Raw genomic sequence first — 14,648 nt, 5'->3', positions numbered from 1 at the left:
AGCGGCACGTCACGCCGATGAGCACCATCGCACCCGCCGTAAGTACACCAGACCCCAGTGAGCGCTGGCCTGCGCGACCAGAGGTGCAATCGGCGCCAGCGGCGGTGGCCGGCCCGCAGCCTGCCGGTCCCGTGCGTTGGCCGTAAACACCTCGGCAAAAAGATTTGCCGGTCTCCCTCGTAGGCCACCTGTGGCGCCCAGGGCACGTACATGAACATCAGGGTGACGATCCCGGGGTGAGGTGATCATCAGGTGGTAAGGCAGGGCCAGCACGGCGACCGCGTTGTGCGCATCCAGCCAGCTGCTCTGGTTGTTCTTGGGCCGGAAGGTGTAAAAGTCGGCGAGGATGCGTTTGTGCGTGGCGATGCCGCTGACGCTGGCCACCAGCGTGCAACGGTCAGCGGCTGCCCGGTGGCCGGGTTAGTACTCTCATTAAATCTTCGATCTGCCTGCCTGAAACGAAAAACCGACACGCTTGGCGGTTTCACCTGCCGGCCGTGGACATGAAAAAAGCCGGTTTGCGAAAGCGCAGCCGGCTTTTAATGTGGCGTGATTTGTGGTCAGTCAGTCACTCAGTCACTCACTCAGTCACTCAGTCAGCTCAGCTCAGCTCGCCCATCTGGCTTTGCAGGTAGTTTTGCAGGCCGACTTTGCCGACCAGCTCAATCTGTGTTTCCAGGAAGTCGATGTGTTCCTCGGTATCGTCCAGGATGCCCTGCAGCAAGTCACGTGAGACATAGTCACGCACGGATTCGCAATGCGCCATGCCGGCCTTGATGGTCGCCTGAGCGCCGGTTTCGGCCTTCAGGTCGCAGGCTAGCGCTTCCGGCACGTCCTCACCAATCATCAGCTTGCCCAGGTCCTGGAGATTGGGCAGGCCGTCGAGCATGAAGATGCGGTCCATCAACTTGTCGGCGTGTTTCATCTCGCCGATGGACTCCTCGTATTCCTTCTTGGCCAGCTTGTCCAGGCCCCAGTGCTTGTACATGCGGTAGTGCAGGAAGTACTGGTTGATGGCGGTCAGCTCGTTCTTGAGCTGGGCCTGCAGGTGTGTGATGACTTGTGCGTCGCCTTTCATGGCATTTCCCTTGATTGTTGTGTGTCAATGGCGCATTGTCTCCCGGCTGCAGCTTCAACTCAAGCATGCCCACACGCACGCGGTTTGCTCGAGTGTGAGTGTCATAGCTGTTCGCATTACAGCCCCCGCTGCGCCGGGTCTGGCGCAGCGCAGGCGCTGGCGATCAGGCGGGGGCGGTGCTGCGGATCAGGTGGTCGAACGCGCCGAGCGCGGCCTTGGCGCCGTCGCCGGCCGCGATGATGATCTGCTTGAACGGAACGGTGGTGGCGTCGCCCGCTGCGAACACACCGGGCACCGAAGTCTGACCACGCGCATCGACGATGATCTCGCCGTGTTTGGACAGCTCAACCACCCCCTGAAGCCAGTCGGTGTTGGGCACCAGGCCGATCTGGATGAACACGCCTTCGAGCGGCACGGTCTTGAGCTCGCCGCTGGTGCGGTCCTTGTAGACCAGGCCGTTGACCTTCTGGTCGCCGGTGATCTCGGTGGTCTGCGCGTTGGTGAACACCTCGACGTTTTTCAGACTCATCAGTTTGCGCTGCAGCACCGCATCGGCGCGCAACGCGGTGTCGAACTCGATCAGCGTCACATGGCCAACGATGCCAGCCAGGTCAATCGCCGCCTCGACGCCAGAGTTGCCGCCGCCGATCACCGCCACGCGTTTACCCTTGAACAACGGGCCGTCGCAGTGCGGGCAGTAGGCCACGCCCTTGTTCTTGAAGGCCTGTTCGCCGGGCACATTGATGTTGCGCCAGCGCGCGCCGGTCGAAATAATCACCGATTTGCTTTTGAGCGTGGCACCGCTTTCAAGCTGGATCTCGATCATGTCTTTGCCCGCCCCGGTGTTGGGGATTAGCGCCTTCGCGCGTTGCAGGTTCATGATGTCCACGTCGTAATTGCGCACGTGTTCTTCCAGCGCATGGGCGAACTTCGGACCTTCGGTTTCCTTGATCGAGATGAAGTTCTCGATGCCCAGGGTGTCCAGCACCTGGCCGCCGAAACGCTCGGAAGCGACGCCGGTGCGTATGCCCTTGCGCGCGGCATACACCGCCGCGGCAGCGCCAGCTGGGCCACCGCCGACGATAAGCACATCGAAGGGGTCCTTGGCATCAATCTTTTTGGCTTCGCGTGCTACGCCGCTGGTGTCGATCTTGGCGAGGATTTCCTCCAGGCTCATGCGGCCCTGGCCGAATTCGGTGCCATTGAGAAAAACCGTGGGCACCGCCATGATCTGGCGCTCCTTGACCTCATCCTGGAAGGTCCCGCCTTCGATCATGGTGGCGCGTATGCGCGGGTTCTGCACCGCCATCAGGTTCAGCGCCTGGACCACGTCAGGGCAGTTGTGGCAGGTCAGCGAGACATAAATTTCGAACTCAAGGTCGCGGTCCAGCGCGCGGATCTGATCCAGCACGGCTTGTTCGACCTTAGGCGGGTAGCCGCCGATCTGCAGCAGCGCCAGAATCAGCGAAGTGAATTCATGGCCCATGGGCAGGCCGGCAAAACGCGGGCCGTGGTTTTCGCCCGGACGGTTGATGGAAAACGAGGGTTTGCGGTTCGGGTCGTCGCGGCTTTCAGTCAGCGTGACCAGCGGCGACGATTCAGCCACGTCCTTGAGCAGCGACAGCAGCTCGGCAGACGCCTTGCCGTCGTCGAGCGAGGCGACGATCTCTATCGGCTGCGTGGCGCGGTCGAGGTAGGTCTTCAGTTGGGCTTTGGTGTCGGCGTCGAGCATGGTGGACTCACTTCTCAAATTCAATATCGTGTCAACAGGGAACAAAAAAACCCGGGGCACACACAGAGGTGTGCATCGCCCGGGCTTGGACGGCGAAGTTGGGGAAGCGTTGAACAAGTCCCCTGCGGCGCGCGATCATCCTGGCTCGGGCGGTCTGCGGCGTTGGATTTCTTGCCAATAGTCAACTATTGACTGCGAAATCCGCCTTGCATCCCATCCCGATCCGGCTGCCGCACATCCGCAAGGAGCTATTCAGCGCTTCCTTAGATCTTGCCGACGAGGTCGAACGAAGGCTTCAAGGTTGCCTTGCCTTCTTCCCACTTGGCGGGGCAGACTTCACCGGGGTGGGCAGCAACGTACTGCGCGGCCTTGACCTTGCGCAGCAGCCCAAAGGCGTTGCGGCCAATGCCTTCGGCGGTTACTTCGACGGCCTGGATGATGCCCTGCGGATCAACGATGAAGGTGCCACGGTCGGCCAGGCCTTCGGCTTCGCGCATGTTATCGAAGTTGCGGGTGAGGGTGCCGGTCGGATCGCCAATCATCGTGTACTGGATCTTGCCGATGGTTTCCGAGCTGTCGTGCCAAGCCTTGTGCGTGAAATGCGTGTCGGTAGACACGGAATAGATTTCCACGCCCATTTTCTGGAACTCGTCGTAGTGGTCAGCCACGTCGCCCAGTTCGGTCGGGCAGACAAAGGTGAAGTCGGCAGGGTAGAAGAAAAACACCGACCATTTGCCTTTGACGTCGGCGTCGGACACTTCGATGAACTTGCCATTTTTGTAGGCGCTGGCTTTGAAAGGCTTGATTTCGGTATTGATGACGGACATTTGCGGGTTTCCTCTATTGATAAATAAAAAATTGACACTCCGGAGTAGTCTAAGCCCTCGCATTGATTAATTCAATCAATTCAATTTATACGAGTCATGGTCAATGGCTATCGCTTTGCAAAGTAGTTCGCTGAAAGCAGGGGATTTGTTTGCAAATGAGAATAATTCTCATATACTTATTGCACAAAGCCAGCCGACAAAGTGAGCCGTCGGACATTTTCATGTCCTTGCGGTCTCTGCAGCGAGCCGTCAATCCTCACTTTCGGGCTGCTTGTGACTTCCAACTATCACCACACGTCTTCTTGTTTCGCGTTGCGCGAAATTTCTTGGGCCATTTGTCTTGCCTGCGGCGCTGCTTTTGCGGCCAATGCGCAAACCAGCGCACACATCGTTGCGCAAGCCTCTGTACTGAAGGAGGTCGTCGTCAGCGGCTCGCGCAATGAGCAGTCTCCCGACGACCTGCCGATGACCATCGACGTCATCAATGCCGCCGACATCGAGGAGGGCCAGATCCACGACATCCGCGACGCGGCCAAGAACATTCCCAACGTCTCGGTACGGCGCGCGCCGGCGCGTTTAGGCGTCGTCCAGGGCGACACCGGCCGCGAAGGCAATGCCGGCTTCAATATCCGCCGGTTGGACGGTAACCGGGTCTTGATGATGGTCGATGGCATCCGCATTCCACGCAGCTATGCCTTCGGTGTTAATTCCTTTGGCCGCGACAGCCTGTCCATTGACCTCGTCAAGCGCATCGAAATCGTCAAAGGTCCTGCCTCGGCCTTATACGGTTCTGACGGCATTGCCGGTCTGGTCAATTTCATTACCTATGAGCCTGCCGACTTCCTGAAAGAAGGCAAGACGATAGGCGGTCGCACCTCCATCAGCTACAGCGGCGATGACAAGGGCCTGACCGTGTCGGGTACGGTGGCGGCGCGTGCCAACGAGGTGCTGGACCTGCAATTGACCATGGCTCACCACAAGGCCAGCGAGCTTGGGAACAAGGGCAGTAATGAGGGGGTGGGCGCCACCCGCACGGCGCCCAATCCGCAGAAAGACCGCGGCAATGCGCTGATGGCAAAAGCCGTCGTGAACCCGGGTGGAAGACAAAAACACGTCATCACCTTCGAGCATGTCGACAAGCGTTCAGCCTACGAGCTGTTGACGGCGCGCTCGGTGCCCTTGGTGGCCATCACCTCAGTGCGCAGCGCTGAGGCGCTTACCACCATGGACCGCAACCGCATGACCTGGGATGCCCGCTACAAGGTAGACACGGCCGTCGCAGACAAGCTGCAAACGGTGCTGAGTTACCAGGATGCGGAGTCGCGTGAATATGCGTTCGAACGCCGCAATGGCGCCGCCGACCGCGCGCGCGACACCTATTACCGCGAAAAGACGTTGCAAGCCAGCGTGCAGGCCGACAAGACGGTACGCACCGCGTCGTCCGACTGGGTGCAGAAATTCACCTATGGCCTGGACCACACCAACGCCACGATCACCAACATCCAGTACGGCATCACTCCGGCCGCAGGTGAAGCCTTCCCGCTCAAGCGCTTTCCTGATACCAGGGAATCCAGCACCGCGCTCTCGGTACAGGACGAGCTGACCAGCGGCAAATGGAGCATCACGCCTGGTGTGCGCGTCGACCACTTCAGCATCAAGGCCAGCCAGGACGGTTTTCTCGCGCCCGCTATGTCGCTATCGGACTCGGCCGTTTCGCCCAAGGCGGGTGTGCTCTACCGCGCAACACCTGAGTGGAGCGTTTTCGGCAACTATGCAAGCGGCTTCCGTGCGCCCAATGCCGGGCAGATCAACGCCTTCTTCCAGAACAATTCGGGCGGCTTTTACCGCACCATTCCCAACCCCAACCTGAAGCCCGAGAAGAGCAAAAACATCGAGTTCGGCGCGCGCGGTCGCTTCGAAAACCTGAGCCTGGACGCCGCCTTGTTCTACGGCCGGTTCAGCGACCTGATTCAGGACGGCGTGCTGGTCAGCGGGGTCTTCGGCAGCGCCTCCAACCCGGCCGTGATTCAGTCCGTCAACATCGACAACGTGACGATCAGCGGTTTCGAAATCAAGGGTTTCATGAACTGGGGCAAGTTTGCAGGCGGGCTGGTGAGCACGCCATTCTCTTATGGCGAAACGCGCGGCAGGGTCAAAAATACGGGGCGCCCGCTAGACACCATTGACCCGGCCAAGCTCAGCCTGGGCGTGAAGTACGAGACCGCCGGCTGGGATGTGCGGCTGGACGCGAGTCACCATTCGGCCAAAAAATTCAGCGACATTGGCGCCCAGCAGATCGGCACCGCGCCGGCCACGACACCGCAGTTCGCAGTGCCCTCCGCCACCACACTGGATCTGAATGGCCAGTGGCGCCTCAGCAAGGCCGTGCGCATCAATGCGGGCATTGTCAATCTGACCGACAAGAAGTACTGGAACTGGTTCGACGTGCGTGGTGTCGCTGCCAATTTGGCTGCACTCGATTCCTATACCCAGCCTGGACGCCACTTCAATGTGTCACTGGTGGCGGATTTCTGATTCGGTTCTGTGTCTGTTTTCATCAAAAAAGGAAAGCGTATGACCCAGTTTCCCGACCACGGCATCAACGACCCCGATAGGGATGCGGGCGACGCGCAGGGCCTGCGCCCGGCGGAGGGCCTGCTGGCCGGAACACTGGCCCTGATGACCGGGCAGGCCCAGGCCTGTTGCGAGGGGCAGCGTGCGCTGATGGTGAAAAAAATCGTCGCCAATCTGCTCATGCTGTCCCGCCATCCCGGCGCGCCACCGAATTTTCGGGCGATTGCCGCCAATCTGCATCCCATGTGGGTGCGGCTGTTGCAGCAAGGTCCTGATCAGCCGCAACCGGGTCCGGCCCCTACCCATCGTTCCGATTTCGATATTCACCGCGTGCTTTGGCACACAACCTCGGAGACCCTTCAATGAGCGCAGTCCTTCAAACCCAGACGCGGCCTGATGCCGCACACCAGGCAATCGCCAACACTTCCCTGAGTCGCGCCGAGCTGCGTGAACGCTTCGCCGCGGCGCGCAGCAGCGGCAAGCGTGCCAAAGACGCCGCCGAAAGCCTCGGTGTCAGCGAAGGTCAGGCCATTGAGGTCCACGCGGGCACGCACCACCGCCCCCTCAAGGCCACGCCACTCCAAGGCTCCTGGGTCGAGATCCTGCAGGCGCTGGAGCTGTGCGGCCCGGTGATGGCGCTCACACGCAATGAATCCACCGTGCATGAGAAAACCGGCGTTTACCAGAACATCAACGCGACTGGCCACATGGGGCTGGCCCTGGGTGAAGAGATTGATCTGCGCCTGTTCTTCAGCCGCTGGCACGCCGGCTGCGCGGTACTCGAGCACGCCAACGACCCGAAAAACCCACCGTCGCAAAGCCTGCAATTTTTTGATGCGCATGGCGTGGCGGTGCACAAGGTGTTTGTGCGCGCCGAGACCGACCGCGACGTTTTCAACGACATCGTCGCCCAGTTCAGCGACGAAAAAAGGGACTACGTCTTCACGCCAGCCCCGCCCAAGTCCGTACCGAGGCCTGACACCGAGGTTGACGCGGCAGGGCTGTTGCAGGGCTGGAGCGAGATGACGGACACGCACCAGTTTTTTGGCCTCATCAGCAAGTTCGGCGTCGAGCGCCAGCAGGCTTTCCGCCTGGTGGGAGGCCGCTTTACCGAGCGCGCCGACCTGGGCATCGTACGCCGCCTGCTCGACGAATCGGCCATGGACGGCACGTCCATCATGGTGTTTGTCAGCAGCAGCGGCTGCATCCAGATCCACAGCGGTCCCGTCAAGCGCGTCGAGCCCATGGTGACGCCGACAGCGCAGTGGATCAATGTGCTGGACGCCGGTTTCAGTTTGCACCTGCGCGAAGACATGATCAAGACCGCCTGGATCGTGAAAAAGCCGACCGTGGACGGCACCGTCACTTCGGTGGAAGTGTTTGACGGTGCAGGCGAGTTGATGGCCATGTTTTTTGGCAGCCGCAAGCCAGGCATCCCCAAGCAGCAGGCCGGGCGCGATATTGCTGCACGCTTGCCGCGGCTCAAGGAAGCTGCATGAGCAGTGCCGAAAACGGTTTCGGTGCAGTGGAAATCAAGGCCTTTGTACCGGCCAGGGATTTCGCGCTGTCCAAACGTTTTTATGAAGAGCTTGGGTTTGAGATCCCCTGGTCGGACGACACCCTGGCCTATATGCGTCTGGGTGATACCGCCTTTTTTCTGCAAAAGTTCTACGTGGCCGAGCATGCCGACAATTTCATGATGCACCTGATCGTGCAGGACGTGGAAAGCTGGTGGGCCAGGGTGCAGCAGGCGGGAATTCCCGGCCGTTATGGCGTACGCACCGTTGCGCCGCAAGACCAGCCCTGGCGCCAGCGCGATTTTGTGCTGCTAGATCCTTCCGCCGTGCTCTGCCGCATTGCCCAGAACATCACATGAAACCACCTCGCCTCAACGACTCCCATGAAGCCTTCCATCTCACCCACTCCTCTGCTGCTGCTCCGGCGGCGCCAGGCTTTGCGTTTTTCGACACTCCTGGCGGCGTCCGCCGTCTCTAGCGTTGGCGCCCTGTCTGCGCTTGCTGCGCGGGCGCAGACGCCGGGCCGACTGCCCCGGATCGTCTCCGTCAACGGCGCCATGACCGAGATCGTCTACGCGCTGGGCGCTGAAAAGCAACTGGTCGGCACCGATACCACCAGCCTGTTTCCCGCTGCGGCACAGCAGACGCCCAAGGTCGGCTACATGCGCCGGTTGTCCGCCGAAGGCCTGCTGTCGCTCAAGCCCGATGCCGTGATCGGGACCAGCGAAGCTGGCCCCGGCGTGGTGATGGACCAGATCCGCAGTGCCGGCGTCAAGGTCGAGTTGGTCGAGGCCGAGCATAGCTGGGCTGAGGTGCAGCGCAAGGTGGCTGCGGTGGGGCGTGCCACAGCACGCACCGCACAGGCCGCGGCGTTGCAGGCCAGGCTTGATGCCGAGTGGGCCGCGGTGCTGGCCGCCGTGGCCCGGCAACCGGGCCGCAAGCCGAGCGCGATTTTTGTCCTGGCGCACACAGCCACGCCACAAGTGGCAGGCGACAAAACCGCCGCCAATGCCATGCTGCGTTTTGCTGGCATTGACAACGCCTTGACGGGACCGGGTGGCTTCAGCGGCTACCGACCCATGACGCCCGAGGCCCTGGTGTGGTCCGCCCCCGATGTCATCGTGACTACCACCCAGGGTATCGAAGCCGCGGGCGGCATGGACAAGTTCTGGTCACGCCCGGGGCTGGAGCTCACGCCGGCCTACAGGAAGCGTTCACTGGTTGCGCTCGATGCGCTGTACCTGATCGGTTTCGGCCCGCGGCTGCCTCAAGCCGTGGCCGAGCTGCACCAGGCGGCATTGAAGGCCCGGGCATGAACAAGCCTGTTTGCGGGCGCCTGTCCGACATGGCCGGCGCATGAACGCGCTCGCCGGCAAAATCTCGGCGCCTGTCGCCAGGCCGTCATGGAAGGCTAGCCTGTTTCGCTCGGGCCGGCTGTCGCCCGGCGTCGTGCTGCCGCTGGGCCTGCTGCTGCTGGCGCTGAGCTTTGTGATTGGCAGTGCGACCGGCGCCTATGCGATTAGCCCGCTGGAACTGTGGCACATGCTGCTGGGCCTGTTTGATGGCTCCGCGCAGAATTCGCCGGCGCATCTCGTGTTTTTCAACATCCGGCTGCCGCGGCTGTTGCTGGGGGTGGCCGCCGGGGCCGCGCTGGGGCTGTCGGGTGCGCTGATGCAGGGGCTTTTCCGCAATTCGCTGGCCGATCCGGGTCTGATTGGTGTGAGCAGCGGGGCGGCACTGGCTGCCGGCGTCACCATCATCCTGGGCAGCGTCTGGTTTCCTGAGATGCCGCGCACCCTGGGCAGCTGGACCTTGGTGATCACCGCTTTTATCGGCAGCCTGGGCGTGACCATGCTGGTGTATGCGCTGTCGCAGCAGGATGGCGGCACACGAGTCGGACTGATGCTGCTGGCCGGCATCGCCATCAATGCATTGGCCGGCGCGGGTCTGGGCTACCTGACATTTCTGGCCAGCGATGAACAATTGCGCAGCCTGCAGTTTTGGCTGCTGGGCAGCCTGGGCGGGGCGCGCTGGAGCGCCGTGGTCCTGGTTTCCGCCGTGGTCGGCATCGCGGTGGGCGCGGGCCTGACGCTGGCCCGGCCGCTGAATGCCATTGCGCTGGGCGAGGCGCAGGCTGCTTTGCTTGGCGTGCCGGTCGAGCGCGTCAAGCGTTTTGCTGTGGTGGTCACGGCGCTGGCGGTGGGCGCTGTGACCGCGACCACCGGCATCATCGGTTTTGTAGGGCTGGTCGCACCGCATTGTGTGCGCCTGTTGGCCGGGCCGGATCACCGCATCGTGCTGCCGGGCTCGGCCCTGCTGGGCGCGGCGCTGGTGCTGGTCGCCGATGCGTTTGCGCGCACCGCTGTCAAGCCGGCGGAACTGCCCCTGGGTGTGCTGACGGCTTTTGTTGGCGTGCCGTTTTTCCTGTTGTTGCTGCGGCATTTCAGGGGGCGCCTGTGAACGCCCGCAACTTCAGCGATCTTACAGAGGGGGTGCTGGAGGCGGTCGGCGTCGGGGTGGAGATGCCAGGCAAAACCTTGCTGCGCAACACCTCGGCCTGCTTCAATGCCGGGCAGGTAACGGCCATCCTCGGCCCGAACGGCGCTGGAAAGTCAACCCTGCTGTCGCTGTTGACCGGCCAGCGCGAACCAGTCAATGGGCTGGTCCGCCTTGGTGGCCAGCCCCTCGCGGCGCACCCGCGTGAGCGCCTGGCCCGCGTGCGCGCCTGTGTGGCGCAGGAAACGCAGGTCGCCTTCGACTTCACCGTGCAGGAGGTGGTGGAGTTGGGCCGCTATCCGCATCGCAGGCATCCCAGCCGGCAGGAAGCCCACATCGTTGCGCAGGCCATGCAGGCCACGGCGGTGGATCACCTGGCGAAGCGGGCGCTCAACACCCTGTCCGGTGGAGAGAAGGCGCGCGCGCATCTGGCGCGGGCGCTGGCTCAAGTGTGGGAGCCGATGGTGGGGATAGCGGGCCAATCGCAGACCAGATGGCTGCTGCTGGACGAGCCAACCGCCGCACTCGACCTCCAGCACCAGCATCGCATGCTGCAACTAGTGCGTGACTGGGCTGTGGGGCAGGGCGTGGGGGTGGTGGCGGTGCTGCATGATCTGAATCTGGCATTGCGCTACAGCGACCGTTGTGTGGTGCTGCAAGAAGGTGAGGTGGTTGCCGGCGGCGCAAGCGCGCAGGTGCTCACGCCGGAATGTATCGCCCAGGTCTGGGGGGTTCGGGCGCAGGCGGTACCCATCCAGGATGGCGCGGCGCCTTGCCATCAGTATGTGTTTGGCCCATCGACATTATTTGAGGGACAAATCAGTCTCTGACCCTTATTGGTAAAGCGCGAGCAGCTATCAAAAATGTAGCGAAAAGCACCCTTCAGGCGGTCAGGGCGATGACCACAGCCGACTCGTCGATCAGCGCGCTCACTCGTGTTTTGGTCCTGATGCCGTTGCCGGGAGCGGCAAATCCTACCAGTTGCAACCCGGCGTCCAGCAGCAGCGACACCTCGTCGCCGGTGGCGCCGCGGCTGACGCGCTGGGCCTGTCCGCTCAGCTGTTGGCCAACTGCGCGGCTGGCGGTCTGCGACGTGACGACCACGGCGGTGGCCTTGCACAGCGCCAGCACTGCCAGGTCTTTCTTGAGGCCCAGCAGTTCGGCACTGGCTTTGGTGATGCGCGACACCAGCAAGCTGTGGTCCGGCAGGCGCAGGATCACGCGCACGGTCTGGCCTTTCGACTCCAACCGTTCCACCCAGCAGGGAAACTGGTTGCGCATGCTGGTGCGCAGGCCGATGTGAGACAGCGTGGAGGTGTAGGGTCCTGCTGCGGCGCCGGCCAGCACTTGGCGGCGTGATTCGGCCAGTTGACCGGCAACCGCCAGCAAGCGGTGTCCCGCATCGGTGAGCAGGGCTCCGCCGCCGCCGGCACCGCCGACTGCCCGCTTCACCAGCACTCCGCCGGACAGATTGCTCAGGATGTCGATGGCCTGCCAGGCCGCCTTGTAGCTGACCCCGGCATTGCGCGCGGCCTGCGAGATCGAGCCACTTTCGCCGATCAGGCGCAGGATCTCGATGCGTTTGTCCGCAGGCTCATGGCTTAGGGCGCTGCCGAAAAACAGCGCGGCGGGGGCGGACTTTTTCATGGGGAGTTGGTGATGCGGACGGCAACAGGTTTCGCTATTCTAAAATAGAATAGCGAAAACCACTTCCGCTTCGGAGCATTGATGACTGTCAAACCCCTGTCCTTTCTGCCAGCCTGGCTGGCGTTGTGCCTGGGGGTGCCGGCCTTTGCTGCGGATGTGCAGGTCGCAGTGGCGGCCAACTTCACCGCGCCCATGAAAATCATTGCTGCAGATTTTGAGAAAGACAGCGGTCACAAGGCCGTGTTGTCCTTCGGCGCCACAGGCAAGTTCTACGCGCAGATCCGCAATGGCGCACCCTTCGAAGTCTTCCTGGCCGCAGACGACGACACCCCGAAAAAACTGGAGCAGGACGGCGCTGCCGTCAAAGGCAGCCGCTTCACCTATGCCACCGGCCGGCTGGCGCTGTGGTCGGCCCAGCCGGGCCTGGTGGACGCGCAGGGCGATGTCCTGAGAAAAGGTGGCTTCAACAAGCTGGCGATTGCCGCGCCCAAACTCGCGCCTTATGGCGCGGCGGCGGTGGAAACCATGACGCGGCTGGGCGTGATGGCGGCGATCGAACCCAAACTCGTGACCGGCGAAAGCATAGGCCAGGCTTTCAGCTTTGTGTCCACCGGCAATTCCGAACTCGGCTTCGTCGCGCTGTCGCAGGTATATGAAGGCGGCAAGATCAAGTCGGGTTCAGCCTGGACCGTGCCCGACACCCTGCACAGCGCTATCCGGCAGGATGCCGTGTTGCTGAACAAGGGCAAGGACAGTCGGGCAGCCATCGCCTTGGTGGCGTTCCTGAAAACCGACAAGGCCAAGGTGGTGATCCGTTCTTTTGGCTACGCCCCGTGAGTAGCGTTCTCCATGCTCAATGACGCTGATCTTCAGGCCATTCTGTTGACTTTCAAGTTGGCAAGTATGACCACGCTGATATTGCTGCTGATCTGTACCCCTTTGGCCTGGTGGCTGGCCCGCACTCGCTCTTCCTGGAAAGGCCCGGTAGACGCCCTCATCGGCCTCCCATTGGTGTTGCCGCCTGTGGTGCTTGGGTTTTATCTCCTGGTCCTGATGGGGCCGAGCGGACCTGTCGGAAGGTTCATGCAGTCTTTTGGTTGGGAACCGCTACCGTTTACCTTCGCCGGCCTCGTTGTGGGGTCGGTGTTTTATTCACTACCTTTTGTGGTCAAGCCAATTGAAGGCGCGTTTGAAGCGATGGGTGACCGGCCGCTGGAGGTGGCCGCTACTTTGCGGGCATCCCCACTAGATACGTTTTTCAGTGTTGTCTTGCCACAGGCGCGATCCGCCTATCTGACGGCTGCGGTCATGGGTTTTGCGCACACCGTCGGCGAGTTCGGCATTGTGTTGATGATGGGCGGCAACATTCCCGGCAAGACGCGAGTCATATCGGTCCAGATCTACGATCATGTCGAAGCACTCGAATACACACAGGCCCATTGGCTGGCGGGCGGCCTGCTGCTGTTTTCTTTCCTTGTGTTGCTGGCGCTGTACACCCTTCAGCCCACTGGACGGCGGCGTCGCAGGCGGGGCGCATGAGCGGCATCACAGCCGTATTTCGGCAGGCCTACAAAGATTTTTCGCTGGACGTGGCGTTGGATTTGCCAGGGCGCGGTGTGACGGCGTTTTTTGGCGTCTCCGGCTCGGGCAAAAGCACCTTGCTGCGCTGCATCGCCGGGCTGGAGCGCGCGCGCAGCGGCCAATTGGTGGTCAGCGGAGAGGTCTGGCAGGATGATGCCTCCGGCGTCTTCATGCCGGTGCACCGGCGCCCGCTCGGTCTGGTGTTCCAGGACGCCAGCCTGTTCGCGCACCTGGACGTGCGGCGCAACCTCGACTACGGCCGCAGCCGCGTGCCCGCGGCGCAGCGTCGGGTCTCGCTGGAGCAGGCGGTCGAGCTGCTGGGCATAGAGCCGCTGATGGAGCGCCGGCCGGATACCTTGTCGGGCGGTGAGCGCCAGCGCGTGGCGATCGCGCGGGCGCTGGCCACCAGCCCCAGCCTGCTGCTAATGGACGAGCCGCTGGCCTCGCTGGATCTGCAGCGCAAAGCCGACGTGTTGCCTTACCTTGAAAAGCTGCACGCCGAACTGGACATCCCCATTCTGTATGTGAGCCACGCACCCGACGAAGTGGCGCGGTTGGCCGATCACCTGGTGCTGCTCGAAGCCGGCCGCGTCACGGCAGCCGGGCCCACGCGCGAGTTGATGACGCGGCTGGATTTGCCGCTGGCGCATGGCGACGCCGCTGCGGCCGTGATAGAGGCCACGGTGACGCACCTGGAGCCGGCCTGGCAATTGAGCCATCTTGAATTTCCCGGTGGGCAGATCAGCCTGCCCAGCCAGGCGCTGCAGCCTGGCCAAAAGGTGCGGGTGCGCATTCAGGCGCGCGACATCAGCCTGAGCCTGCAGCGGCAGGAGGGCAGCAGCGTGCTCAATGTGTTTGCCGCCATCGTCACCGGCCTGGCTGATGACAGCCCCGGCCAGCTCATGGTCAGCCTGGACGCGGGCGGCAGCACGTTGTTGGCACGCATCACGCGCAAGTCGGCGGCGGCGCTGCAGCTGCAGCCGGGCAGCGCTGTTTTTGCGCAGGTCAAGGGTGTGGCGGTGCTGGGTTGAGGTAATTTGCTATCAAATATATAGCTGCTCACGCCCGTCAGATTTGGGCCAACGGCTATTTTGATGTGCCATCTGGTTAGATTCAGGGCGTGACGCCGAAGTTGCGCCGGCTCTTCTCAAGAAATCATGCTGCGGCTGTTGTCTGGTAGGCGTGAGCAGCTATCA

Annotated in this window: 15 protein-coding genes; 10 read left to right on the top strand and 5 right to left on the bottom strand. The window is 62.3% G+C overall.

Features of this window, described 5'->3' with window-relative positions; genetic code table 11:
* Positions 1–9: 9 nt before the first annotated feature.
* The 4 genes from IEX16_RS15995 to ahpC all read right to left on the bottom strand — a co-directional run bounded on the left by IEX16_RS15995 (position 10) and on the right by ahpC (position 3,637).
* Positions 10–384 (bottom strand): PepSY-associated TM helix domain-containing protein, encoded by a 375-nt coding sequence (locus IEX16_RS15995; protein WP_229676390.1) that lies wholly within the window; start codon positions 382–384, stop codon positions 10–12.
* Positions 385–601: 217 nt separating this feature from the next.
* Positions 602–1,078 carry a bacterioferritin gene (gene bfr, locus IEX16_RS15990; RefSeq protein ID WP_188709482.1) on the bottom strand — a complete coding sequence of 159 codons (477 nt, stop codon included), beginning with the start codon at positions 1,076–1,078 and terminating at the stop codon, positions 602–604.
* Between the two features lie 163 nt (positions 1,079–1,241).
* Entirely contained in the window at positions 1,242–2,810 is a 1,569-nt protein-coding gene (gene ahpF, locus IEX16_RS15985) for an alkyl hydroperoxide reductase subunit F (RefSeq protein WP_188709481.1), read from the bottom strand.
* Positions 2,811–3,073: 263 nt separating this feature from the next.
* Positions 3,074–3,637 (bottom strand): alkyl hydroperoxide reductase subunit C, encoded by a 564-nt coding sequence (gene ahpC / locus IEX16_RS15980; RefSeq protein WP_188709480.1) that lies wholly within the window; start codon positions 3,635–3,637, stop codon positions 3,074–3,076.
* A 312-nt stretch (positions 3,638–3,949) separates the two neighbouring features.
* Here ahpC and IEX16_RS15975 point away from each other — a divergent pair, with 312 nt between their 5' ends.
* The 7 genes from IEX16_RS15975 to IEX16_RS15945 are packed head-to-tail and all read left to right on the top strand — an operon-like array spanning position 3,950 to position 11,054.
* Complete coding sequence (locus IEX16_RS15975) at positions 3,950–6,172, top strand: TonB-dependent hemoglobin/transferrin/lactoferrin family receptor (protein ID WP_229676389.1); 2,223 nt, start codon at positions 3,950–3,952, stop codon at positions 6,170–6,172.
* 39 nt (positions 6,173–6,211) lie between these two features.
* Positions 6,212–6,577 carry a hypothetical protein gene (locus IEX16_RS15970; protein WP_188709478.1) on the top strand — a complete coding sequence of 122 codons (366 nt, stop codon included), beginning with the start codon at positions 6,212–6,214 and terminating at the stop codon, positions 6,575–6,577.
* Entirely contained in the window at positions 6,574–7,710 is a 1,137-nt protein-coding gene (locus IEX16_RS15965; RefSeq protein WP_188709477.1) for a hemin-degrading factor, read from the top strand. Before IEX16_RS15970 ends, IEX16_RS15965 begins: the two co-directional genes overlap by 4 nt.
* Positions 7,707–8,087: a VOC family protein gene (locus tag IEX16_RS15960; RefSeq protein ID WP_188709476.1), complete on the top strand. Its 381-nt coding sequence runs from the start codon at positions 7,707–7,709 to the stop codon at positions 8,085–8,087. The genes IEX16_RS15965 and IEX16_RS15960 overlap by 4 nt, the downstream gene beginning before the upstream one ends.
* Positions 8,088–8,111: 24 nt before the next feature.
* Positions 8,112–9,044: a heme/hemin ABC transporter substrate-binding protein gene (locus tag IEX16_RS15955; RefSeq protein WP_188709475.1), complete on the top strand. Its 933-nt coding sequence runs from the start codon at positions 8,112–8,114 to the stop codon at positions 9,042–9,044.
* 40 nt (positions 9,045–9,084) lie between these two features.
* The gene (locus IEX16_RS15950) at positions 9,085–10,188 is read left to right on the top strand and encodes a FecCD family ABC transporter permease (RefSeq protein ID WP_188709474.1); all 1,104 of its coding nucleotides are present in this window, start codon (positions 9,085–9,087) and stop codon (positions 10,186–10,188) included.
* On the top strand, positions 10,185–11,054 hold the full coding sequence (locus tag IEX16_RS15945) for a heme ABC transporter ATP-binding protein (RefSeq protein ID WP_188709473.1): 870 nt from the start codon (positions 10,185–10,187) through the stop codon (positions 11,052–11,054). Before IEX16_RS15950 ends, IEX16_RS15945 begins: the two co-directional genes overlap by 4 nt.
* 52 nt (positions 11,055–11,106) lie before the next feature.
* Here IEX16_RS15945 and IEX16_RS15940 read toward each other — a convergent pair whose 3' ends face one another.
* Positions 11,107–11,871, bottom strand: a complete 765-nt coding sequence (locus tag IEX16_RS15940) for a TOBE domain-containing protein (RefSeq protein ID WP_188709472.1) — start codon at positions 11,869–11,871, stop codon at positions 11,107–11,109.
* Positions 11,872–11,952: 81 nt separating this feature from the next.
* Between IEX16_RS15940 and modA the strand changes: the two genes are divergently transcribed.
* Genes modA through modC form a run of 3 tightly spaced genes read left to right on the top strand, consistent with a single transcriptional unit; the run spans position 11,953 to position 14,483 of the window.
* Positions 11,953–12,708: a molybdate ABC transporter substrate-binding protein gene (gene modA, locus IEX16_RS15935; protein WP_188709471.1), complete on the top strand. Its 756-nt coding sequence runs from the start codon at positions 11,953–11,955 to the stop codon at positions 12,706–12,708.
* A 12-nt stretch (positions 12,709–12,720) separates the two neighbouring features.
* Positions 12,721–13,410 carry a molybdate ABC transporter permease subunit gene (modB, locus tag IEX16_RS15930; protein ID WP_188709470.1) on the top strand — a complete coding sequence of 230 codons (690 nt, stop codon included), beginning with the start codon at positions 12,721–12,723 and terminating at the stop codon, positions 13,408–13,410.
* Positions 13,407–14,483, top strand: coding sequence for a molybdenum ABC transporter ATP-binding protein (gene modC / locus IEX16_RS15925; RefSeq protein ID WP_188709469.1), 1,077 nt, complete (start codon positions 13,407–13,409; stop codon positions 14,481–14,483). The genes modB and modC overlap by 4 nt, the downstream gene beginning before the upstream one ends.
* The last annotated feature ends 165 nt before the right edge of the window (positions 14,484–14,648 follow it).

The organism is Polaromonas eurypsychrophila (assembly GCF_014641715.1).
Classification (GTDB): Bacteria; Pseudomonadota; Gammaproteobacteria; order Burkholderiales; family Burkholderiaceae_C; genus Polaromonas; species Polaromonas eurypsychrophila.
Note: the sequence above shows the minus strand (reverse complement) of the source record. Positions and strands in the feature narration are given on the sequence as shown.

Excerpts from the sequence above, each read along its gene's own strand:
- bfr (WP_188709482.1), bottom strand. The coding sequence starts at position 1,078 with ATGAAAGGCGACGCACAAGTCATCACACACCTGCAGGCCCAGCTCAAG.
- ahpF (WP_188709481.1), bottom strand. The coding sequence starts at position 2,810 with ATGCTCGACGCCGACACCAAAGCCCAACTGAAGACCTACCTCGACCGC.
- ahpC (WP_188709480.1), bottom strand. The coding sequence starts at position 3,637 with ATGTCCGTCATCAATACCGAAATCAAGCCTTTCAAAGCCAGCGCCTAC.
- IEX16_RS15970 (WP_188709478.1), top strand. The coding sequence starts at position 6,212 with ATGACCCAGTTTCCCGACCACGGCATCAACGACCCCGATAGGGATGCG.
- IEX16_RS15965 (WP_188709477.1), top strand. The coding sequence starts at position 6,574 with ATGAGCGCAGTCCTTCAAACCCAGACGCGGCCTGATGCCGCACACCAG.
- IEX16_RS15960 (WP_188709476.1), top strand. The coding sequence starts at position 7,707 with ATGAGCAGTGCCGAAAACGGTTTCGGTGCAGTGGAAATCAAGGCCTTT.
- IEX16_RS15955 (WP_188709475.1), top strand. The coding sequence starts at position 8,112 with ATGAAGCCTTCCATCTCACCCACTCCTCTGCTGCTGCTCCGGCGGCGC.
- IEX16_RS15950 (WP_188709474.1), top strand. The coding sequence starts at position 9,085 with ATGAACGCGCTCGCCGGCAAAATCTCGGCGCCTGTCGCCAGGCCGTCA.
- IEX16_RS15940 (WP_188709472.1), bottom strand. The coding sequence starts at position 11,871 with ATGAAAAAGTCCGCCCCCGCCGCGCTGTTTTTCGGCAGCGCCCTAAGC.
- modA (WP_188709471.1), top strand. The coding sequence starts at position 11,953 with ATGACTGTCAAACCCCTGTCCTTTCTGCCAGCCTGGCTGGCGTTGTGC.
- modB (WP_188709470.1), top strand. The coding sequence starts at position 12,721 with ATGCTCAATGACGCTGATCTTCAGGCCATTCTGTTGACTTTCAAGTTG.
- modC (WP_188709469.1), top strand. The coding sequence starts at position 13,407 with ATGAGCGGCATCACAGCCGTATTTCGGCAGGCCTACAAAGATTTTTCG.